At 32.2% G+C, this 22681-nt stretch carries 25 protein-coding genes; 10 read left to right on the top strand and 15 right to left on the bottom strand.

Going from position 1 to position 22681, the window contains the following annotated elements; translation table 11 throughout:
* Positions 1-7 precede the first annotated feature (7 nt).
* Positions 8-1396, top strand: a complete 1389-nt coding sequence (locus OS188_RS03145; protein WP_267147363.1) for a dipeptidase — start codon at positions 8-10, stop codon at positions 1394-1396.
* A 114-nt stretch (positions 1397-1510) separates the two neighbouring features.
* Here OS188_RS03145 and OS188_RS03150 read toward each other — a convergent pair whose 3' ends face one another.
* Complete coding sequence (locus OS188_RS03150; protein ID WP_267147364.1) at positions 1511-2878, bottom strand: M28 family peptidase; 1368 nt, start codon at positions 2876-2878, stop codon at positions 1511-1513.
* A gap of 122 nt (positions 2879-3000) precedes the next feature.
* On the opposite strand from OS188_RS03150, the gene OS188_RS03155 reads away from it, so the two are divergent.
* From OS188_RS03155 to OS188_RS03165, 3 genes are all read left to right on the top strand, one after another.
* Entirely contained in the window at positions 3001-3369 is a 369-nt protein-coding gene (locus OS188_RS03155) for a BlaI/MecI/CopY family transcriptional regulator (RefSeq protein ID WP_267147365.1), read from the top strand.
* Positions 3370-3439: 70 nt separating this feature from the next.
* Positions 3440-4933, top strand: coding sequence for a M56 family metallopeptidase (locus tag OS188_RS03160; RefSeq protein WP_267147366.1), 1494 nt, complete (start codon positions 3440-3442; stop codon positions 4931-4933).
* A gap of 259 nt (positions 4934-5192) precedes the next feature.
* On the top strand, positions 5193-5867 hold the full coding sequence (locus tag OS188_RS03165; RefSeq protein WP_267147367.1) for a hypothetical protein: 675 nt from the start codon (positions 5193-5195) through the stop codon (positions 5865-5867).
* A gap of 7 nt (positions 5868-5874) precedes the next feature.
* Here the strand turns inward: OS188_RS03165 and OS188_RS03170 are convergent, their stop codons facing one another.
* From OS188_RS03170 to OS188_RS03185, 4 genes are read right to left on the bottom strand one after another with little or no spacing between them, the layout of a single operon-like run.
* Positions 5875-7332, bottom strand: a complete 1458-nt coding sequence (locus OS188_RS03170) for an AMP-binding protein (RefSeq protein WP_267147368.1) — start codon at positions 7330-7332, stop codon at positions 5875-5877.
* 10 nt (positions 7333-7342) lie between these two features.
* Complete coding sequence (gene nadE / locus OS188_RS03175; protein ID WP_267147369.1) at positions 7343-8323, bottom strand: NAD(+) synthase; 981 nt, start codon at positions 8321-8323, stop codon at positions 7343-7345.
* Between the two features lie 12 nt (positions 8324-8335).
* Complete coding sequence (gene asnB, locus OS188_RS03180) at positions 8336-10309, bottom strand: asparagine synthase (glutamine-hydrolyzing) (RefSeq protein WP_267147370.1); 1974 nt, start codon at positions 10307-10309, stop codon at positions 8336-8338.
* A 29-nt stretch (positions 10310-10338) separates the two neighbouring features.
* On the bottom strand, positions 10339-10599 hold the full coding sequence (locus tag OS188_RS03185) for an acyl carrier protein (protein WP_267147371.1): 261 nt from the start codon (positions 10597-10599) through the stop codon (positions 10339-10341).
* Positions 10600-10922: 323 nt separating this feature from the next.
* Here OS188_RS03185 and lhpI point away from each other — a divergent pair, with 323 nt between their 5' ends.
* Genes lhpI through OS188_RS03200 form a run of 3 tightly spaced genes read left to right on the top strand, consistent with a single transcriptional unit; the run spans position 10923 to position 13414 of the window.
* Positions 10923-11882: a bifunctional Delta(1)-pyrroline-2-carboxylate/Delta(1)-piperideine-2-carboxylate reductase gene (gene lhpI / locus OS188_RS03190; protein ID WP_267147372.1), complete on the top strand. Its 960-nt coding sequence runs from the start codon at positions 10923-10925 to the stop codon at positions 11880-11882.
* Positions 11875-12939, top strand: coding sequence for a proline racemase family protein (locus OS188_RS03195; RefSeq protein WP_267147373.1), 1065 nt, complete (start codon positions 11875-11877; stop codon positions 12937-12939). Before lhpI ends, OS188_RS03195 begins: the two co-directional genes overlap by 8 nt.
* Positions 12940-12982: 43 nt before the next feature.
* Complete coding sequence (locus tag OS188_RS03200; RefSeq protein WP_267147374.1) at positions 12983-13414, top strand: YybH family protein; 432 nt, start codon at positions 12983-12985, stop codon at positions 13412-13414.
* Here the strand turns inward: OS188_RS03200 and OS188_RS03205 are convergent, their stop codons facing one another.
* The 9 genes from OS188_RS03205 to OS188_RS03245 form a co-directional block, all read right to left on the bottom strand.
* Complete coding sequence (locus tag OS188_RS03205) at positions 13415-13693, bottom strand: hypothetical protein (protein WP_267147375.1); 279 nt, start codon at positions 13691-13693, stop codon at positions 13415-13417.
* Positions 13694-13871: 178 nt separating this feature from the next.
* Complete coding sequence (locus tag OS188_RS03210) at positions 13872-14450, bottom strand: PhnA domain-containing protein (protein WP_267147376.1); 579 nt, start codon at positions 14448-14450, stop codon at positions 13872-13874.
* A gap of 166 nt (positions 14451-14616) precedes the next feature.
* Positions 14617-14976: an MmcQ/YjbR family DNA-binding protein gene (locus OS188_RS03215; protein WP_267147377.1), complete on the bottom strand. Its 360-nt coding sequence runs from the start codon at positions 14974-14976 to the stop codon at positions 14617-14619.
* Positions 14977-15028: 52 nt separating this feature from the next.
* Positions 15029-15388 (bottom strand): DUF4870 domain-containing protein, encoded by a 360-nt coding sequence (locus tag OS188_RS03220; protein ID WP_267147378.1) that lies wholly within the window; start codon positions 15386-15388, stop codon positions 15029-15031.
* Between the two features lie 160 nt (positions 15389-15548).
* The gene (locus tag OS188_RS03225; RefSeq protein WP_323370441.1) at positions 15549-15803 is read right to left on the bottom strand and encodes a DUF4260 domain-containing protein; all 255 of its coding nucleotides are present in this window, start codon (positions 15801-15803) and stop codon (positions 15549-15551) included.
* Positions 15804-15889: 86 nt separating this feature from the next.
* Complete coding sequence (locus OS188_RS03230) at positions 15890-16645, bottom strand: cyclase family protein (RefSeq protein ID WP_267147379.1); 756 nt, start codon at positions 16643-16645, stop codon at positions 15890-15892.
* Positions 16646-16686: 41 nt separating this feature from the next.
* Positions 16687-17901: a radical SAM family heme chaperone HemW gene (hemW, locus tag OS188_RS03235; RefSeq protein WP_267147380.1), complete on the bottom strand. Its 1215-nt coding sequence runs from the start codon at positions 17899-17901 to the stop codon at positions 16687-16689.
* A gap of 43 nt (positions 17902-17944) precedes the next feature.
* Positions 17945-18499, bottom strand: coding sequence for a crossover junction endodeoxyribonuclease RuvC (gene ruvC / locus OS188_RS03240; RefSeq protein WP_267147381.1), 555 nt, complete (start codon positions 18497-18499; stop codon positions 17945-17947).
* Positions 18499-19137, bottom strand: coding sequence for a cell envelope biogenesis protein OmpA (locus tag OS188_RS03245; RefSeq protein ID WP_267147382.1), 639 nt, complete (start codon positions 19135-19137; stop codon positions 18499-18501). Before OS188_RS03245 ends, ruvC begins: the two co-directional genes overlap by 1 nt.
* A gap of 45 nt (positions 19138-19182) precedes the next feature.
* Between OS188_RS03245 and OS188_RS03250 the strand changes: the two genes are divergently transcribed.
* From OS188_RS03250 to OS188_RS03260, 3 genes are read left to right on the top strand one after another with little or no spacing between them, the layout of a single operon-like run.
* Complete coding sequence (locus tag OS188_RS03250) at positions 19183-20154, top strand: lysylphosphatidylglycerol synthase domain-containing protein (RefSeq protein ID WP_267147383.1); 972 nt, start codon at positions 19183-19185, stop codon at positions 20152-20154.
* Complete coding sequence (locus tag OS188_RS03255) at positions 20151-21275, top strand: glycosyltransferase family 2 protein (protein WP_267147384.1); 1125 nt, start codon at positions 20151-20153, stop codon at positions 21273-21275. The genes OS188_RS03250 and OS188_RS03255 overlap by 4 nt, the downstream gene beginning before the upstream one ends.
* Positions 21276-21329: 54 nt before the next feature.
* Positions 21330-22217 (top strand): hypothetical protein, encoded by an 888-nt coding sequence (locus OS188_RS03260; protein WP_267147385.1) that lies wholly within the window; start codon positions 21330-21332, stop codon positions 22215-22217.
* A 16-nt stretch (positions 22218-22233) separates the two neighbouring features.
* Here OS188_RS03260 and OS188_RS03265 read toward each other — a convergent pair whose 3' ends face one another.
* Positions 22234-22650: a hypothetical protein gene (locus OS188_RS03265; protein ID WP_267147386.1), complete on the bottom strand. Its 417-nt coding sequence runs from the start codon at positions 22648-22650 to the stop codon at positions 22234-22236.
* Positions 22651-22681: the final 31 nt, after the last annotated feature.

Consider the following 22681-nt stretch of genomic DNA (forward strand, 5'->3'; position numbering starts at 1 on the left):
GTTTAAAATGAATAACATATCCACCTACATTGGCGAGCATAAAGAACGCTTTTTAAACGAGCTTCTAGATTTGCTTAAAATTCCATCTATTAGTGCAGACTCTGCCTATAAAAAAGATGTTTTAAATACAGCTGATGTTGTAAAAACCAGATTAGAAGAAGCCGGATGCAATCATGTTGAAATTTGTGAAACAGCTGGTTACCCAATTGTTTATGGCGAAAAAATAATTGACAGGAATTTACCAACTGTTTTAGTTTATGGCCATTACGATGTACAACCACCAGATCCATTAAATTTATGGAATTCACCACCATTTGAGCCTGTAATAAAAGAAACAGAACTACATCCAGAAGGAGCTATTTTTGCTCGCGGTGCTTGTGATGATAAAGGACAAATGTACATGCATGTTAAGGCGATGGAGTTTATGACCAAAACAGACCAATTGCCATGTAATGTGAAATTTATGATTGAAGGAGAAGAGGAAGTAGGAAGCTCGAACCTAGCTGTTTTTGTTAAAAACAATCAAGAGAAATTAAAGAATGATGTGATTTTAATTTCAGATACTGGAATGATTGCCAAAGATGTACCTTCTATTACTACCGGACTTCGTGGTTTAAGTTATGTAGAAGTTGTAGTTACTGGACCAAATAGAGATTTACACTCCGGCTTATATGGAGGAGCAGTTGCCAACCCGATAAACGTATTAACAAAAATGATTGCTTCTTTACACGATGAAAACAACCATATTACCATCCCTGGTTTTTATGACAAAGTAGAAGAACTTTCAAAAGAAGAACGTGCCGAAATGGCTAAAGCACCTTTTTCTTTAGATGCGTATAAGAAATCTTTAGATATTGATGCTGTATATGGTGAAGCAGGCTTTACAACCAACGAAAGAAATTCTATTCGTCCTACTTTAGATGTCAATGGTATTTGGGGAGGATATACTGGCGAAGGAGCAAAAACTGTTATTGCCAGTCAAGCTTTTGCAAAAATATCGATGAGATTAGTGCCACACCAAGAATGGGAAGAAATTACACAACTATTCAAAAAGCATTTTGAGAGCATTGCTCCAGAAGGTGTTAAAGTTGAAGTAAAACCTCATCACGGAGGCCAAGGTTATGTAACTCCAATAGACAGTATTGGGTATCAAGCAGCAAGTAAAGCCTATTTTGATACTTTTGGAAAAACACCAATTCCACAACGTAGTGGAGGAAGTATTCCAATTGTTTCCTTATTTGAACAGGAATTAAAAAGTAAAACTATTCTTATGGGATTCGGTTTAGATAGCGATGCCATTCACTCTCCTAACGAGCACTTTGGATTGTTTAATTATTACAAAGGAATTGAGACTATTCCTTTATTCTATAAGTACTTTACAGAGTTAAGCAAATAAGCTTTTCTTGTAAAATATAAAAAGCAAACCCATTCATTTTAAAATAGATGAATGGGTTTTATTGTTTTAACCAAAGCTAATTACAACTCTGGTAGTACTATTATTCTAATAGACTTAATCCTTGATTACTTTAAAGGTTGTTATTTTCTCATTCCCTTTAAGTTTTAAATAATAAACTCCTGAAGCAAAAGCAGACATATCTATTTTTGATATTTTCTTATTTGAAGATTTTTCTACTATCAACTGCCCAGACACATTATAAAGATGAATAGTTAATACAGAATTCAAAGAAGAGTTTATAGTTAAAACAGATTCCACCGGATTTGGAGTAATTCTAAATTTATCGGAAACGGATTCTTCAATAGCAAGAGTTGTAAACAAAATACAATCGCTCATTTCAGTACAAGATCCAACAGTAATTTCAACCGCATAACTTCCAGATGCTACAGGTGCAAAAGTTTGATATGTTTCGCCAGAAATTATTGTATTAGTATCGCAATTATACCATTGATAGCTGGCAGAGTCTTCATTTGCAGTTAAAAAACCTGAAGAACTAGTTACCGTATTATCTGTAGAAATTAAATCCCCTTTCGTAACCATATACGCCATGACTAATTTAGTTAATTCATGAAAATATGGCAAATCTAAAGTACTTAATCTATCTGCAGAAGAATGATAATAAGGTGTTTCATCGTCCGTTTCCCAAGATTCTCCAACCAAAACAGCAGGAAAACCCTTGTTCCAAAAAGAAGCATGATCGCTGGCAGAAGTACCGGGATTAACAATAATTGGATTCAAATTGAAAGTATAAGAATTTAAGATACTTAGTAAATCGTCTTTAATAGCTAAAGAACCGTGTAAATCTCTAACGTCAATATCAAAATCGTTATCTCCAGGCTCTCCAGGTTGGTCACCATCGTAACCAATCATATCCATATTAATAACCCCAAGAATATTTATATTATTTATACTGGCTTGATTCGCATAATACTTAGACCCTTTTAATCCAATTTCCTCTTCATCCCAAAACGCATAAACAATCGTATTATTTAAACATTGAGTTGAAAGAATTCTCGCTATTTCCAGAACAGCAGCAGTTCCTGTAGCGTTATCATCTGCACAATAATCCGCCATAGAATCATAATGTGCTGTAACCAGATATATATTATTTGGATTAGTTTTTCCTAGTTGTGTAGCAATAATATTTTTACCTGTGGCATTAAAGTCCTGTTCTTCAACAATTAAATTATTAAAACCTTCCAGTCTTTCTTTGATATATGCAGCTGCTAAATCATTATTTGCATGCTCTCTATTTATAATAGTAACATCCATTCCATTAACCAAAGTAGGTTGTTCTCCAGAAAACTCACTTACGGTTAGCTCCAACTTTCCAATATCTACTTTATCAATAAGGTTTTGTACTGTTTGCCCAAAAGAATTCCCATAAAACAATACCAACGCAACAATAACAAGTCTTTTCATCTATTTTATATAGCCTTTAAATCTACCGCAAATATAAGTTTTTATAAAATATGTAAAATAATCTTTTGAAATAATTAAATTTAACTCTACATTTGTAGAACATACTCTAAATTTGTAGAACAATGCGAAGCTTATCTAAAACCGAAGAAGATTTAATGAACCATTTATGGGATCTTAAAAAAGCTTTTATGAAGGACCTTCTAGAAGCCTATCCAGAACCAAAACCTGCTACCACAACAGTAGCAACCTTATTGAAACGTATGACTGAGAAAGGGTTTATTGACTACAAATTGTATGGAAAATCAAGAGAGTATTTTCCAGTAGTAAAAAAGAAAGACTACTTTTCTAAACACGTAAACGGATTAATAAAAAACTTTTTTAATGATAGCGCGTCTCAATTCGCATCATTTTTTACAAAAGAAACTAATCTTACTAAAGAGGAACTTGAAGACTTAAAAAAATTAATCGACAACGAAATAAAAAGCAAATAATACCCTCAAGGACTGCAAATTTGTATTGAAATTCAGTTTTAAAAATAAAATATTAACGAATTAATTACTCATGATAGAATACCTAATAAAATCCAGCGCTTGCCTTTGTATTTTTATGCTCTTCTACTCATTGTTTTTAGAGAAAGAAAACATGCATGTTTTTAAGCGTTTTTACTTATTGGCTTCCGTTTTGATTTCTTTGGGAATTCCATTTATAACGTTTACACAATTTGTAGAAGTCCCAGCTGGAATTAATGGATCGATAGTTAACCATTCTACAAATGCTGCACAGTTTACATCAAAAGAATCTATAAATTATATACCTTACTTTCTATGGACCGTATATCTTTTGGGAGTTGGTGTTTTTAGTATAAAATTTATTTTCAATTTAATTAAAATTACACTTAAAATAAAACAAAACCCGAAGTTAAAAACAAAAAAATCCACACATGTTTTACTAAAAGAATTAATTGTTCCTCACACATTTTTCAATTTTATATTTTTAAATAAATCGAATTTTGAAAAAGCTAAAATCCCGAAAGAAGTCTTAATTCATGAAGAAGCGCATGTTATGCAAAAACATACCATAGACGTTTTATTTATAGAGATTTGCCAAATTTTATTATGGTTTAATCCGCTTATTTATTTTATTAAAAAGTCTATAAAATTAAATCATGAATTTTTAGCAGATCTAAAAGTTATAGAGCAAGGAGTCTCTCTTTCAAAATACCAAGAAATTATATTGGCATTCTCATCAAATGCTTTAGAACCTCAATTGGCAACTGCCATTAATTATTCATCAATCAAAAAACGATTTACAGTTATGAAAACAACATCATCAAAAACATCTATTTGGCTAAGAGGCTTAGTGCTTCTCCCAATGTTAGCATTTTTAATTTTCAGTTTTAGCACAAAGAAAATTATTGAAAAAGAAACTAAAGTCCAAAGTGAAATAACTAATAAAACGCAACAAAAAGCAAGTCCTAAAGAGCTTGCAGAATACAATAAACTGGCTAAGAAATACAATGCTCAGCCTGAAAACATGCGCGTTGTTAAGTTAGACGATTTAGAACGTATGGAATATATTTATAAGAAAATGACTATGGAACAAAAAGCTACGGCAGAACCATTCCCAAATTGCCCTCCTCCACCTCCAGCTCCACCAAAATCTCCAGAAATGAAAACAGCTCACGATTTGCCACCACCACCTCCAATTCCAGTCAATGCCTCTCCTGAAGAGAGAGTAAAATATCAAAAAACGATTGATGCCTATAATAATGGGGATGCTAGTTACACCTATAAAAATAAAAACTGTAAAGAAGTAACAGTTATACCAGATGAAGACGAAATGGTTCCTCCACCTCCACCAAAATCGCCTTTAGATTTTGTTGTAGAAATGGCTAAAAAGAACGCTACGTTTTATTACGAAGAAAAAATAATAACTTCAAATGATGCTATAAAACTCTTAAAAGAGAATAAAGCTATGAATATATCCTCTAAAAATTCAATGTCTAAAAACCCTAAGGTCTACTTAAGTAAGGAGCCAATTATTATAGGTAATTAGATTTATGGACAACTGAAATAATAGATATCTTATTAATCTGAAACTAGACTGTATAAATTAAACTTAAAGATTCTGAAAACCTTAAAACCAAAATAAATCTTATTGCTAACCAACATGCTTATAGATAATAAATTTAGTAACAAATTTTAAGCAAAAACAAGGTTTTAGAATAGCAGCAGAAAAAGGTGTGAGAGTTTATGCTATTATAAACTTTATGTTTATTTTTACAAACACCTCTAAACCTTATAATTATATATTTATGAGCAGTAATTTATTTAGTAGAATTGCTTTATTACCTCAGTTAATTAAAGATGGAAAAGCTAAATATCTTTGGACCGCATTTCTAAATAGATTAAACTCTAAAGAAATAGCATTTGGTTTTAAACGCGATTTAAGTGTTCCTTATAAAAAACCTAGAACCCTCAAGCCCATAACTATTCGTGAATTTAAAAAAGAAGACGAAGTCTTTTTCGTAGATAACCCTAATAACGGTTTGATTAATAATTTCCATACTTGTTATGTAGGAATAACAAAAGATGAAATCCCTTGTGCTAGAGTTTGGCTAATTGATTCCTCGCAAAACAAAACATTAAAAAACACTTGGGGAGAAAGGTTTCCACAATTAAAAGCAGACGAAGTACTCTTAGAAAACGTGTTTACGGTTCCAAAATATAGGGGTATGGGCGTTATTCCCGCTTTCTTATATGATGTGGCTGAAAAAAGCAGAGAATTGGGAGCGAAATACGCCATCACTTTTGGGGAAGTAAAAAACATTAACACTTCAAGATCTTATGATTATGCTGGATTTACACCTTATATTGTAAGAACTGTTTCTTACTTCTTATTTATAAAATCCATTAAATATGAAGAGCTTTCTGAAGAAAAAATGGCTTTCTATAATAAGTCTATCAACAGAAAAACACCCAAAAAATAAACTGCTATTATTTTATTTTCTTACCAGTTGCGCTCATTTTCATAGTTTTTTCAAAAAGAATATTTTGAGGAATCTTATAAAGAGCTAATTTTTTAGAACACACATTAAGTATTTTTTCTTTTAACTGCTCTTCCTCAAAAGGTGTATTAGCTACAATAGCGGCCTGAATAGCTTCTCCAAATAACTCGTCGTCATAACCAGAAATGGTACAATCTATAACTTCTGGAACAGAAAGAATAACTTCTTCTATTTCTTTAGGGCTCACTCTTTTTCCCGCTACTTTTAAAATCTCCTTTTTTCTAGCCACTAAATAGTAATATCCGTCTTTGTCCATAACTGCTACATCTCCTGTATGCAGCCAATTGTCTTTTATAGTTTTTTTGGTTTCCTCTTCCTCTTTAAAATAGCCCAACATAATATTCTGTCCTTTGGCTAATAATTCACCTTCTTCTTGTGCACCCAAACTTTGACCTTTTGAATTGACAATCTTGAACTGCACACCTGGAATAGGTTTGCCAATTGAACTAGTTTTCTCATGAATCATAGACGGCTCTAAATAAGCCAGTCTCGCTGTAGCTTCAGTTTGGCCATACATAATATAGAATTCTTTATCGGGAAAAGCCTGAGTAAATTCGTCTATAAAAATAGCGTGTAGTTTTCCACCAGCCTGTGTAACATATCTTAAATCTGGAAACTCGGTAGTTTTAAATGTCTTGGATTTCTTTAATAAAATTTGAAAATGACTAGGAACGCCAGCAAACCCAGTACATTTATAATCTTTCATATCATTTAATACTGCTCCTAAAAACATAAAACTGTTATTTAAAACAAGAGACCCGCCAACTTTTAAATGTGTGTGTAAAAGTGATAAACCATAACAGTAATAAAAAGGCAAAACAACACACATAATATCTTTATCTGATAGATTTAGATAAGAAATTATAGACCTAGTATTAGCAATAATATTCTGATGACTTATCATAACACCTTTAGGACTTCCAGTAGACCCAGAAGTAAAAATAATTTCTGCCAACTGCTCCTTTTCAACATTGACATAATAGTCTTCTACTGCTTGAATTTCGATAATTTGCTCCAGTCCGTCTTCTTCGATAACATGGATTTGAGATGGAATATCATATTTACCCCGAACACCTTTTGCCATAAAAATGGTCTCACAACTAGTTGTTTCAATAATAAAATCGAGATTTTCTTGTTCTATAGCAAAATCTAATGGCACACAGACATTCCCCGATTTTAAAATTCCCAAATAAGCCGAAATAAAGAATTTAGAATTCGGACTTATCAAGATTATATTTTGTTTATCTCCAAAATACCTATTTAAAAATGAGGCTAGTTTTAGGCTTTCCGAATGGAATTCCTTAAAAGAAACCGTTTCTTTTGAGCCTAATAAAAAGTTCTTTTCAAGGTCTTTTGAATTTTCAAAAAGGTAATCGAAAACATTCATGTGTTATAATTTAAAAAATAGGACGCATTCGTAAATATTCGGTTGTTTTTCTTTTTCTTTCAAAACTCTTATAGATATTTTCAATCTCTTTAGTCGTTTTGTCCATAACTTTTCCAACCTCTTGAGCAGGGTAACCATTTTCCCAACCATACCAGATTAAATCCATAGATTCAAAAGGCATTTGATAGAAAAAATCTTCTTGAGATTGTTCTGCAGTATAGGTATCTGTAGTTGGTGTTCTGTCTATAATTTCTTGAGGAACTCCTAAATGTCGTGCTAATTGATAAACTTGAGTTTTATACAAGTGTCCAATTGGCATTACATCTGCCCCTCCGTCTCCATGTTTTACAAAAAAGCCTTGCTCAACTTCATGTTTATTTGGTGTTCCAATTACAGCATAATGCAAACGCTCTCCGTGGTAATACAACATAGACATTCTACTACGTTGTTTAAAGTTTGTAGAGGCTACAATTTGTAAATATTCTTTTGCTGGCAAGAGTTTACTAATAGATTCTCCGTCTGGCTTAATTACTGTAATAGAGAAAATAGCAGGTATATTTTCGGCAATATTCTGCTTAATTTCAATTTTTGCCTTGTCTTTATCTTTATCGAAACTAGGGATAACTCTTAAAATAGCTTCATCTCTTCTTTCGTAACATCCAAATCCGTTTAAAGCTTCGGTAATATTTTCTATTAATGTGCTTACTCCAAATTTTTTGGCTAATTTTTCGGCTAATTCTCGGCTGTCATCGCTGGAATCTTGTTCTGGAAGCATGATAGCTAAAACATTTTTAGGTCCAAAAGCTTTGGCTGACAAAGCCAAGCAAACAGAGGAGTCAATTCCTCCACTAATACCTATTACACCGCCACGACGTTGCAACTTTTTGGCAACATCTGTTTTTAATTTGGCTATAATATCGTTACAAACTTGATCTATATTCTCTATATGAATAATATCTTTCGAAAAAGGTTTACGTGGTTCTGATTTCATAGTTTTATGGTTTTATTCTATAATAATTTTATCTAATGTAATTAAATCGCTAGTTGTTAGTTCTGAGATGGATCTCTTCACAAATAAATCGTATAAAATTTGAATGGATAAAATAGCTGTCATTGCCATATTATCAATTTCTGAAACACCTTTATTCGATGTAATTTTTGAATATAAGGTTTTTACATGTTCCGTATTAAAAACACCAAACTCTTTAATGCATTCTTCTGAAAGCATAACTTTTAAATAGTCTGGTAAATCTTCTGATACAAACAAGCTTCTTATTGGTGCACGATAAGCTTGCTTGGATCTGTTTAAAATTTGCTCAGGTAATCTCCCTACCATCATCTTTTTTAACAGATATTTTTCGTTTAATCCATGAAGTTTCAAATCTGGATGCAATTTCATGCAAAACTCTATAACGCGATGATCTAAAAACGGATAACGCCCCTCTATGGAGTTGGCCATTCCCATTCTATCGCCTTGACTGGATAACAAATAGCCCGACATAAACAATTGTATTTCCAACCATTGTGCTTTTGTTAAATAATCATAACCCGACAACTTAGTTTCCAATTGCTTTTCCAAGTCTTCAATAGGTGTATAATCCTTTACTATATTCTTTATAGAATCTGAAAAATAGTTTTTTATTCTACTCGTATTATGCCATCTTAACATATGCGAATATATTGGCGATTGCGTTTCGTTAAGTTTATAGCCAAAAAACATTTTGAGCATATTACTACTCGAATTGCTAATTTGTGGCAAATAAGGATAAAGTTTTTTTAATAATAAAGGTCTGTATTTCGATTTGGGATCCTTGGCCCAAAAGTGTTTAATTTTAGTTTCCTTAAAAATATTATAACCTCCTAAAAGCTCATCGGCACCTTCTCCTGTTATCACTACTTTTATATTCTGGTCCTTTACGCTTTTAGCTAACAAACTCATTGGTGTTGGCGCTGTACGTAATAAAGGAGCTTCGGCATACCAAATAACATCTTTAAAATGTTTTGAAATATCCTTATCGCTACAAGTTACACTCGAGTGTTCTGTATTGAAATATTTAGCAGCAATATTCTGATAAGAAGACTCATCAAAATCTTTTTCCGTAAACCCAATGGAAAAGGTTCTTAATTTTTCTGGTGACACCTGTTTTATAAAAGATGTTGTAATACTTGAGTCTATACCTCCACTTAAATATGCGGCTACAGACACATCGGCACGAAGTCTTAATTTTATGGAATCTAAAAAAATACTTTCAAATTCCTTGGCAGCTTCTTCTACATTCGTAAACTTATAATGGTCTGGTTTTACAATTGGCAATTCCCAATAAGATGTCGTACTAATATTTTCAGAATTAACAAGCATATAACTTCCTGGTGGCACTTCAAAAACGTTTTCAAAAACTGTATTTGGTGATAGAGCTGTCCAAAAAGTAACATATTCGGTAAGCGCTTTTTCAGAAAACTTCAGATTAATTTCTGGATACTCCAAAAATGCTTTTATCTCTGAACCAAAAACAAAAGTCTCTTCTATTTGAGTGTAATATAAAGGTCTGATTCCAACGCGATCTCGAGCTAGAAATAATTCCTCTTTTGTTTTATCCCAAATAGCAAATGCAAACTGTCCGTTTAACATATTAAGACAGCCTGGCCCGTATTCTTCATATAAATGAACAATAACCTCCGTATCACTGGTTGTTTTAAAAACATGATTTTTTTTAAGCAAATCTTCCTTTAACTCGATATAATTATATATTTCACCATTAAATACAATCCACAGAGTTTCATCTTGATTAGCAATAGGCATTGTGCCCGAACTTAAATCAATAATACTAAGACGCACACTACCTAAACCTACTTTATTAGTTATATAAACACCACTTTGGTCTGGACCGCGATGTTTAATTCTAGTAAGCATGTTTTGCAATGTTGAAACAGATTGCTTTTTGTTTAGGTTTCCATAAAAACCAGCTATGCCACACATATAAGATTAGTTGTTGGTTGCTGATGAAATTAGACTTTTACGGCTAACTTATTGTTTACAAAGGAGACAATACTATTTATAGATTCGAAGTTTTTTGGGTTTAACTCGTCGTCATTAACCTCAACATTAAAGGTTTCTCCTAAAAATTCAATTAAAAACAATAATCCCATTGAATCTAGCAAACCATTTTCAAAAATTAAGGCATCGTCTTCTACATCTTTCACATCTGATAAAGAGGCTTCCAAAATGTATTTTTTAATATCGCTTTTTACGTCGTTTTGATTTTCCATTTTTAATATATAGTAATTAATAAATTATACGATTCATATCAATAGACAGAAATCCTCTATCTATTCTACTATTAATTATGGCTAGGGAGAAATTAAATAGATTAGATAACAGTAAGTTACAGAGTCTAATATAATCCTATTTTAGGGAACAAAAAAACTGTATTTTAAACTATTCGTTAAAATGACAAAACATCAGATTAACGTGGTAAAAATGACTGTTTATTTACATTTTTGAGATTATAATCTCTCTTAAATAACAATAAACTTTATAACAACTGCTTTCGAGAACTTTATTATTATCTTTATAAAAAGAAAACTTTAAGATGAAAGATATTGCTTTAATACCTGATGCCTTTATAGAACAAAACACGCACTTTCCTACTTTAATTTCTAAATTGAAAGATGCGTTTGCATCTTCGACAATTCAAGTTCCAATGCGTCATCACCATGATTTTCCAAATCCTAAAGAAAATATAGACTCTACCTTATTATTAATGCCAGCTTGGAACCCTGGAAAGGAAGCTGGAGTAAAGATGGTAACTGTAAGTCCGAATAATGGTAAATACAACCTACCTGCAATTCAAGGGACATATTTATATTTGGACGCTCACAAGGGCTCGGTTAAAGCAATTTTAGCAGCAAAAGCTCTAACTGCAAAACGTACAGCTGCAGCTTCTGCTTTAGCATCCAGCTATTTATCCAGAGAAGATGCTTCCTCGCTTTTAATGATTGGAACAGGAGCCTTATCTACAAATCTAATCTTGGCGCATGCCAGTGTAAGACCAATAAAAGAGGTGTACATTTGGGGACGTAATTTTCAAAAAGCACAAGCTATTTGCAAGGAGTTAATTAAAGAGGACTTCAACATTACAGCTGTTAAAGAGATCTCTGAAGTTGTTTCTAAAGTAGATATTATTTCTTCAGCTACTCTCTCTAAAACCCCATTAGTTTTAGGGAAACACCTAAAGCCAGGACAACATATTGATTTGGTGGGAGCTTATAAAAAAGATATGCGCGAAGCAGATGATGAAGCACTAATAAAGTCAAGTGTATTTATAGACACCTATCAAGGAGGATTAAAGGAAAGCGGCGATATTGCCATTCCTTTAAATTCTGGCACAATACAAGAAAGCGATATTAAAGCCGACCTATTTGAATTATGTTCTGAAAAAAAACAAGGCAGACAAAACCAAGAAGAAATAACATTTTTTAAATCTGTGGGACATGCCTTGGAAGACTTAGCTGCTGCATCTTATTATTATAAAATATTTAAAAATGACTGAGACTTATAAAAACATATTAGCCAAAACTACGTTTACACCGAACAAAGATTGGCTGCAAATTAAAACTATAGACATGCACACTGGAGGCGAACCCTTACGTGTTATTGTTAGTGGCTTCCCTGAATTAAAAGGAAATTCGGTTTTAGACTACAGAAGATATTGCAAAGATAATTACGATTATTTAAGAACAGCTTTAATGTTTGAGCCTCGTGGCCATGCAGACATGTATGGCTGTATTTTATTACCTCCAAATGATGAGGAAGGAGATTTTGGAGTTATATTTTTACACAACGAGGGCTATTCTACCATGTGCGGTCATGCCATTATTGCTATTTCTACTTTAGCTGTTGAAATGAATTGGATTGAGGTAAAAGATGGCGAAAATATTCTAAAAATTGATGCGCCTTGTGGTAGGATTACTTCCTTTACTCAAGTTAAAAACGGAAAAGTAACGGGTGTTCGTTTTCATTGTGTGCCAAGTTTTGTTGTAGGATTAGATAGAACAGTTGATGTAGAAGGATTAGGAAAGCTTACTTACGACTTAGCCTATGGCGGTGCATTTTACGCTTATGTTGATATGAGGAAAAACTCTTTCGACTTCGACTTAACACCAAATTCCTACCGAGCTCTAATAAGTCAAGGAATGGCTATAAAAGAAGCTGTCATGAAAAAAGACAAGGGAATTTTACATCCTTTTGAAAACGATTTAAGTTTTTTATACGGAACTATTTTTATTGGTGAGGCTTTAGACAAAGCCAATCACAATAGAAATGTTTGCATTTTTGCCGAAGGAGAAGTTGACAGAAGTCCTACAGGTTCTGGTGTTTCTGGGAGAATGGCTATCCATAAAGCGAGAAAAGAATTAGATTTTGGCGAAAAAATGCGCATTGAAAGTATTACTGATTCTGTTTTTACAGGCTCCATTGTTTCCGAAGCAGATTATGGCCCATTTACTGCTGTAATTCCAGAAGTTGAAGGAACAGCCAACATAACCGGAATGCATACTTTTGTTATTGACCCTGAAGATCCTATGAAAAACGGATTTATTCTACGATAAACCAATTTTGACTTTAATTAATAATTCAAAAAAACATAAAACCATGAAAAATCTATTCTTAATATGTTTCTTTCTCGGATTCACAATTTGCACAGCCCAAACTACAGAAGACAAAGATAAAGAAGCCATTTTGTCGGTGATGTCCTTTCAAGAAAAGGCATGGAATAAACACGACCTTGAGAGCTATATGCAAGGATACTGGAAAAGCGATTCTCTCAAGTTTTATGGTGGAAATGGCTTAACTCTTGGTTGGAAAAAAACTTTAGCCAACTATAAAAGAGCTTACCCAAGCAAAGCTGAAACTGGCACTTTAAAGTTTGTAATAAACGATATTTCTAAAATAGAAGACAACAGCTATTGGGTAATGGGCGAATATCATTTAACCAGAGATGTTGGAAACGCCAATGGTGTATTTATGATTGTCTTTAAAAAAATCCAAGGTGAATGGAAAATAGTTGCTGATATGTCCTGCTAATTAAGCCGCATCGCTAGCTTTAAAATGATCGTATAGATCTTTGCATCCAAAACCAATTATAGATAGTTGTTTATTTCGAGCTATAGATTCGTTATGAAGTTTAGCCAAAGCTTTTACACCATCTTTATCTATACTTTCTAAACCTTCTATACTAATTGTTACTGAAGCAAGTCTTTCAAAAACATCTTGAAATTCTTGTTGAAACACATCAATAGTATGTCTGTTTAAAATGCCTGTAACTTTAAAAAAATTATTGTAGTGAGTAATTGTAAGGTTCATAATAACATAAATTTATAGTTAATCAATCTGTTTATGCTATTAATCAGGGTTGAGACCGTAAATATATATCGATTATCTACTTATCTACAATAAATTCGATAAAAAACCTAAGTATCAGACAAATGCATAGTTACGTCATCATTTTACGACAAACCACTAAAATTCCAATAGTTAATAATTAGCTTTTCTTTACGTACTGTGTAATAATTACAATGTTCTGACCATCCACTCTTCCTTCGATATATTCGGAATTTTCATGATCTAAACGAATGTTTCTTACAGCTGTTCCTTGTTTTGCAACCATGCTAGAGCCTTTTACTTTAAGATCTTTTATTAAAACTACAGAATCTCCAGCTTCTAGTACAACTCCATTAGAGTCTCTATGAATTATTTTGTTTGCCTCATCTTCATGTTCGCCAGTTGCTCTTGCTAAAGCCAGCGCTTCGTCGTCTAGATACATCATGTCTACTAAATCTTTTGGCCAACCTTCGTTACGCAATCTTTGCAACATTCTCCAAGATAGAATTTGTACAGCAATATGTTCGTTCCACATACTATCGTTTAAACATCTCCAATGATTGATGTCCATATCGGTGTTTTCTTCTATTTGATCTAAACAAGTTTTACAAACCAATACGCTGTTTTCTACAGCTTCATTTAAAGAAGGTGGTAAGGTATATTGAGATAAGTTTTCGGTAGAAGTACATAATTCGCAAGTATTATTGCTTCTTTCTTGTAATGTTTGTAATACACTCATGGATCTATAATTTACGATTGTTGATTAGTAATTTCAGAAGTGAAATTTCTGAGCTGCAAATTTACTCTTTTATTCCGACAACCGAAGTTTAAAAAATATAGATGATTTTTAAAAAATAATTGCCTTCCTTTTTGGAAAAGACATCTGGTATATTAAATAATTGGGTCTAAAGTGAGTCTCGCATTTTTTTAGGCATTCCTTTTACAACCATATCGTAAGAGTGATCAATAAGTTCACAGATAAATTTTGGAGATAATTCTCCTTCGTTGATATAAAGTGTGTTCCAATGCTTTTTACTCATGTGATAACCTGGGCGTATGCTGGAATATGCCTCACGAAGCTCCAGAGCATATTCTGGATTACATTTTAAGTTTATGGCTTTTTCGCCAGCTTCCCATTTTTTAAGTCCAATTAAGGCAAACATTTTTCCCAGAACCCTAAATACCAAAGTATCTGCATCGAATGGAAAACCTTCTGAAGTTTCTTTCTTACTTAAACAATAGTCGCGAATTTGTTCAATATTCATACATAAACACGTTCAGGTTTGATAATTGAACGTGTTTAAAATTACAAATATTTTATAAATTCTTAAACCATTCAGAATATTTGTTTCCCAAAATAGGAACCATTTTTTTATTTCCATTAATGGCATTCATTAGTCCCATAATCCACATATAGATTAAAACAAAAATTCCAATTATATTAATTAGCCAACCTATAATAGGTATTAAACCAATAACTCCCAATGCAAAGCCAGTCAAGGCCAATCCTAAGGATTGTTTAATATGAAAACTAGCAAATTGGTTCTTTTTGTCGTTATTTAAAACAAAAGCAATAATGAGTCCGATAACGGTTAAATAAGCAATGGTTGCTATATTTTTTCCTTCACTAATTCTAGTGGTGTTTTCAGCAGTTGTAGTATTTTCAATTGATTCCATAATTTTTAATAGTTTTAGAATGATTTCTCTTTAATGGTAAAAAACCAAAAAAGTTAACATAGAACTAAGAAAAAGTGGAAAACACAAAAGAAGCTTAAGTCTTAATTACAGAATTTTTATTTAGCATATAAATACCTATTTGAAAAAACCATCTTAATAATTACATATTCCCCAGATGAGTGTGTTTAAAATTGTCGCTAAACTTTAAACCATAACCAAAAAATCGATCTAACGATGCGTGAGAAAAAAGGATAATTCCTATAAGCTGAACCTGTGAGTTTTGAAAATAAACTCCCAATAAATATATAGCAATAGCAAGCCCTTTATGATGAAACAAATTATAGGTAAAGGCTCCAACTTTAGTATTTACTATATAACCTAACATACCAATATCTGGTGTTAAAATAAGAACCAAAAACCACCATCAAGCAAAATCCAACTGATTAAAAGCTAGGATCCCTAAGATAAACATCATTAATTCTTCAAACTTTAGAGAGGCTTTCATGTCTTTTCAATTATTTGGTATAAGACAGGCTTACTTGGCGATGCATCATTTTCAAAAGGTGCAATTTGAATGTTTAAAAAATACGTGCCATCTACTACGGCATTAGGAACAAAAATAAATTCTGTAATGGTGGCATCCATTCTTGTTCTTCCTTCTGTATTCCAAAATGCATTATGAGCTAGCAATTCACCTTCGTCTTTTTCCTTATCGACACTTGGTAAATCTACAAGCAAATGTTTTACACCTTTTTCACGTAAATAAATGGCTGCTTCCTCCAATAAATATGGCGGATTAGTATGTGAATATTGATTCGATAACTTTTCCTTAGTATTAGGAATTGTTCTAATAACAACCGCATCTCGTTTTTTATTTCCTAAGGCAAATTGAATTTGTTTTTTAGAAATAACAAAATCCTTTCCTTTTTTCTCTGGAGCAACTGTAATTACTTCGGCTAAAAAGAAAAATTGCTTTAAAGTGTCGTTAATAAAATGAACTTTTTCGGTGATATGACCAACACATTCAGTATGTGTACCGTGGGCATGAGGATTAAACCAAATACTATTAAAGTTAATATCTGCGCCTTCTGCCACACTTGCAACCCATTCGCCATCTTTAACCGGTTCAATTTTCGGTTCGTCTAAATACCAAGCATTCACGTTATTTTTTGAAGCTTTTAAGGGAATGGAAATATCCAAGGGTTTTGACAAATCAATTTGATGTTTTTTAGAATTGTATTTTATGGTTGCTAGCATATATTCTGTAATTATTTACTCAATTGTTCTCAACAAAGATACTAAATCATAAACAGGTCTGCAGCAATTCCATCTACTAAAAACCATCCTTTTTGAGTGGTTTTTAAGTTCTTAATCCTGTTTCCCTGTGCATCCATTTCTTCTGAAATAATTAGTAAGTCTTTTTTAATAAATTTCTCTGAAGTTTTTAATAAATATGTTGTATAATCTTCGCCAAATTCTTCTTGTACTTTTTCTACTGAAACTCCCCAGATGGTTCTTAAACCCGTCATAACATATTCGTTATATCGCTCTTGAAGAGTTAATGTTTCTTTGGTACTTGGCAACTTATTTTCTTCTATACTTTTTATGTATTTTGTATTATTCGACACATTCCAACCTCTAACACGACCTTGAAATGAATGCGCCGAAGGCCCTATTCCCAAATAAGGTTTTCCTTGCCAATAACTGGTATTATGCTTTGAAAAATACTTAGGTTTTCCAAAGTTTGAAACTTCATAATGAACAAATCCTTGTTTTTCTGTTTCTGCTATTAAATGGTTAAAATGAAGCTGAGCTAACTCGTCGTCTACAGGTGGATATTCTCCTTTTTTTATAAAGGAATCCAAGGCTGTTTTGGGTTCTACTGTTAAAGCGTAACTCGAAATATGATTGATACCAAAACCAAATGCCGTTTTAAGGTTCTCATTCCATTTTTCTAGGCTCATGTTGGGAATACCATAAATTAAATCAATGGTAATATTATCGAAATATTGTGTTGCAAAAGACAAGCAATTTTTTGCTTCTTCTGATGAATGTGCGCGATTCATACTTTTTAAATCGTCTTCAAAAAAAGATTGAATACCAATACTTAAACGATTGACAGGACTTTTAGAAAGCTCTACTATTTGATTTTTATTTAAGTCGTCTGGATTGGCTTCTAAAGTAATTTCTGGGTTTTCAATAACTTCATAATTTTTATAAACTTCTGCAATTAAAAAATTTAATTCTTCAAGGCTCAATAAGCTTGGCGTTCCTCCTCCAAAATAAATAGTTTCAATTATTTGATTGGTAAATTCATCTTTTCGTAAAAACAACTCTTTTGCTAAAGCCTGGACTAGTTCATCTTTCTTTTTAAGGGAAGTAGAAAAGTGAAAATCGCAATAAAAACAGGCTTGTTTACAAAACGGAATATGAATATAAATACCTACTCCCTCTAAGGTCTTAGAAAGGGAAGAATTGGTACTCGAACGATTAGAATCCTTACTCTTTTTCATATTTTTAAACACTATCAGTCTGCCAAATACTAATAAACGCAGTTTATTTCTTTACTCTATCTTGATTTTGTTTTACAAAACTATCCCAACCAGAATAGCTTTTTCCAATTTCAATTCTACCTGCATTATAGAAATGACAAACAGCAGCTGCCAAGCCATCCATAGAATCTAAGTTTTTTGGTAAGGTTTTAATTCCTAACATGCTTTGGAGCATTTTAGCCACCTGCTCTTTACTGGCATTTCCATTTCCAGTAATCGCCATTTTAATTTTCTTTGGTGCATATTCTGTAATTGGAACTTCTCTACTTAACCCTGCTGCCATGGCTACGCCTTGAGCTCTTCCCAGCTTAAGCATACTTTGCACGTTTTTTCCAAAAAAGGGAGCTTCAATGGCAATCTCATCTGGATGATGCGATTCAATAAGTTCAATAGTTCTTTCAAAAATAATTTTTAGCTTTAAATAATGATCGTCGTATTTTTTTAAATCCAACTCATTTAATTGCAAAAAAATCATTTTTTTTCCAACCACTTTTATTAGACCAAACCCCATAATAGTTGTTCCTGGATCAATACCTAAAATAATTTTATCTTTACTCATTAGTCGCAATAATAACAACCACTTAAAGAGTAAGAAACTCCAATAGTTGCAGTTAACAAATTCCCGTTAAACGATCCAAAACCATCTGAAACCGGATCAAAATCGCCACTAAACCCATAAATATAGGAGGTATCTAAATAAACAGATAATATGTCTGTAATATTATAATGAAACTCGATTCCTGCCATAGCATTCAAGAACGAGGTTTTATTTTCTCCATATTCTCCCAAAGGTTTTATCATACTAAAACCTGGTCCAGCATGTGCAACAATTCCCATTCCAAGTGGCAAAAAAGTAAATACTGGAGTAGGATCGTAGACAAATTGTGCGTTTATTCTAGAATAATTTACTTTAAAATACGGTGAATCGTCTTTATGTGCCAACCGGTTAAAACCATAATCTAATTTAACTCCAAACTGTCTTTTAAACATATGTTGGACTCCTAAGTTTATAGTTGGGAAATTAACAGATTTAGCTTCAAAGCCCGTAACAAACCCACTGGAGTTTGGAACATTAATCCCTAATGCAACTTGTGCTTTCCATTTACTAGTTTCGGCTTGACTAAAACCTAAAACTGAGACAAACATAAAGATAATAGAAACCCAGACCAGTTTTAAGTTTATAAAATATGTATTCATAAAACAATATTGTTTAATTTGCGGCAAATAATTTGTTCTCTATAAATGCTTAGAACCTTATTTTACAAAATTAAACAATTCTTATTTGTGCTTCTAAAAATAAGCTTGGTACTTGCTGCATTTTATTTTATTTACCACAAGCTCACAACAAACAATCAACTAGATTTTAAAGTTTTTTCTGCGTTTATTACCAAAAACAACGTTTTTTCGTCGCAAAACATCATTTTCCTGCTTGTTTTAAGTAGTTTTAACTGGTTTTTGGAAATATTAAAATGGCGTAATTTAGTTTCAGTATTTAAAAAAATAAGCTTAAAGGAAGCTCTTGACCAAAGTATTGGTTCTTTAACAGCTTCTATATTTACACCAAACCGAATTGGAGAATATGGCGCTAAAGCTGTTTTCTATAGCTCTAATTTAAGGAAGAAAATAGTATTACTAAATTTTCTAGGAAACAGTATGCAAATGTTTGTAACAACCATTTTTGGATGCATTGGTTTGTACTTTTTTATTTTAGTACACCCTTTAAATATGAACTTTCCGCAAACATTCCAGGTCTTAATTGTTTTGCTCTTTATCTTAAGCTTGGGCTATTTTGGATGGAAGAAAAAAGAAGTTACAATTAAAGGGGTTTCTATTGAAAAACTGTTACGCTTTTTTAAACATATACTTATTAATCATTATACAATTTGTTTGTTCTATTCTGTACTGAGGTATCTTGTGTTTTCTTTTCAGTTCTATTTCCTACTCCAACTTTTTGGCGTTGAAATATCCTATCTAAATGCTATGACCATAATTACTTCTATGTACTTATTGGCTTCGGTAATTCCTTCTATTTTTATTTTTGATGTTGTAATAAAAGGGAGTGTCGCCGTTTATTTGTTTTCGATAATTGGAGTTAACGAACTGACAATTTTGAGCATTGTTACACTTATGTGGCTGCTCAATTTTGTTTTCCCAAGTATGGTTGGAAGCGTATTCGTACTACGGTTTAAACTCCCTAAACCTATAACTTCATGATTATACTTATTTTTGTAATCACGTTTCTATATCTGTTTTTAATAAGCACTTTTATTTATGGTTTCGAAAAAGTTATTGAGTTTCAACCTAAAGATTCCTTAACAAAAATAAAGTTTTCTGTTATTATTCCTTTTAGAAATGAAGCTGAAAATCTACCAGAATTATTAAACTCTATTTCCAAATTAAAATATCCTGTTACAAACTTTGAAGTTATTTTTATAAATGATGCTTCTGAAGATGCTTCCTTAGAAATTATTGAACATTATTTAGCAGGTTCTGAGATAGATTTTAAAGTACTTCAAAATAAAAGAAGGACGAAATCTCCTAAAAAAGATGCCATCTCGGCAGCTATTGATAAGGTTCAATACGACTGGATTCTAACCACTGATGCCGATTGTTTATTGCCCAAGTTATGGCTTGAATGCTATAACAGTTTTATCTATAAAACCAATGCTAGCATGATTTCTGGGCCAGTTCTTTATTATAAGCTAAATAGTTTTTTAGACAAATTTCAGGCTTTCGATTTTTTAAGTTTAATGGGCGCAACTATCGGTGGTTTTGGATTAAAAACACCTTTTTTAAGTAATGGCGCTAATTTAGCCTATAAAAAAGATTTTTTTAAAAGTTTAAATGGTTTTGAAGGAAACGCGGACATTGCTAGTGGAGACGATGTATTTTTATTACAAAAAGCTATAGAAAAACATAAAGATTCTGCACTATTTTTAAAAGCCAAAGAAGCTTTTGTTTTTACCAAACCTCAGCCAGATTTCAGAAGTTTAAAGTCTCAGCGAGTAAGATGGGCATCCAAAACTACTCATTATAAAAACAGTTTTGGCAAGTTTACAGGCCTGCTTGTTCTATTAATGAATACTACCTTAATTGCTTCCTTAGTATTTGTTGGTATTGGCAAACTGGATTGGATCTATTTATTACTTATTTTTTCGCTTAAAATTAGTATTGATTTTATTTTACTTTTTAAAACAGCTTCATTTTTTAATCAGAAAGAACTGTTTAGCAGTTATCTCTTGAGTGCTATAATCTATCCGTTCTTCTCGGTTTATATTGCCGTTACTTCTATTTTTTCAAGTTATAAATGGAAAGATCGAGCCTACAGAAAATAGTGCCAAAATCATTTATTTTTGCTAGATTTACAAGAACCCCAAAACCTAAGACTAATGAAAAACCTTATCTTTTTGTTATGCCTTTCCCTACCTTGTTTATCACTAAACGCACAGGAACCTTATATAGTCAATGGCGAAGCGCTTCAGTTGAAAATAGAAGTTGAAGGAAACCTAGATTTACTTTGGAATATTTTCGATGGAAAATATCGTTATTTTGTTAGAACAGAAAATGGCTCTATTCAAGAGTTAATAAACACTAAAAACCTAGAAACTAAAAAGTATAGAGAAGAATATAAAACAGTTTTGAATAATTTGACTCAGGACTACGGTCTTTCGGCAGAGAAGATTAATTTAACACTTGGTAGTTTAAAAGAATACATAAACATGTATAATTCTACCAGCGATCTCAATTATAACTACGAGCCGAGGCCTAAAATTAAAGCGCGTTTGGGTGGACTTTTAGGACTTACTAATCAACCATTCGTGAATAATCCAAACAACTCTTTAGCTCCAGTTTTTGGAGCAGAATTTGAAGTTTATAGCAATAAGCGATTAAAACGCCATGCCGGATATTTTAATCTTAGAACAGCTTTAGAAACTGACGATTTTAAATATTCATCCACACAATTAGGTTTAGGATACAGGTACCGTTTTATTTATAGGAATAATTTTAGCATTTATGGAAATATAACCTTTGTTACCTATACTTTTTATAACGAAACTTTAAGCTATGAAAACGAATTAAATCCTGGAACTTACATTATAGAAAAAGACTGTGGTTCAAGATTGGAGGCTCCATTCAGTTTTGGATTGGGTAGCGACATAAAAGTGACTGAGAACGGATATATTACACTTGCCTATGATAATCTAATTGCTTTATTTACTAAAAATGAAGGGAGTTTTCCAATAGATTTTGCTTTAGGATTTAAATTTAACCTGTAGCTTTTGTTTAAATCATCTAGTTAACACGAATAATAACAGGCAAAGTAAATGCTGTTTTTACCTGCTGCCCACGTTTTATGGCTGGATATATTTCTGGTAAGGAATCTAGACTACTTGTAAGAATCTCGTCTATGTTTGGAATTTCGTGACGCGTAACTGAATCCACTTTGGCTTCTAAAAAGGATAAAACGCCTTGTTCTGAAATTTGGAATTTTATATAAATGGTATCGTCAATATTCTGGCTAACAACAATAGTGTCTCTCTGTATTTTGTTAGTAATAATAGCTGTTAAGGTGTTTTGAAAACAGCGTTTTTTTTCTTCCTTAGAAATAGCATCATTACAGGATGCAAAAGAAGGATATTCATCTACATTACTCCAATTAAATGTTTTTAATTCTTCATTTAAAATAGCATCAGACGTTGTTTTCTTCACATTGAAAAAATTACAAGAAACAAGCAACAAA

It is taken from the genome of Xanthomarina sp. F1114 (assembly GCF_026410255.1).
In the GTDB taxonomy this organism is placed as follows: Bacteria; Bacteroidota; Bacteroidia; order Flavobacteriales; family Flavobacteriaceae; genus Xanthomarina.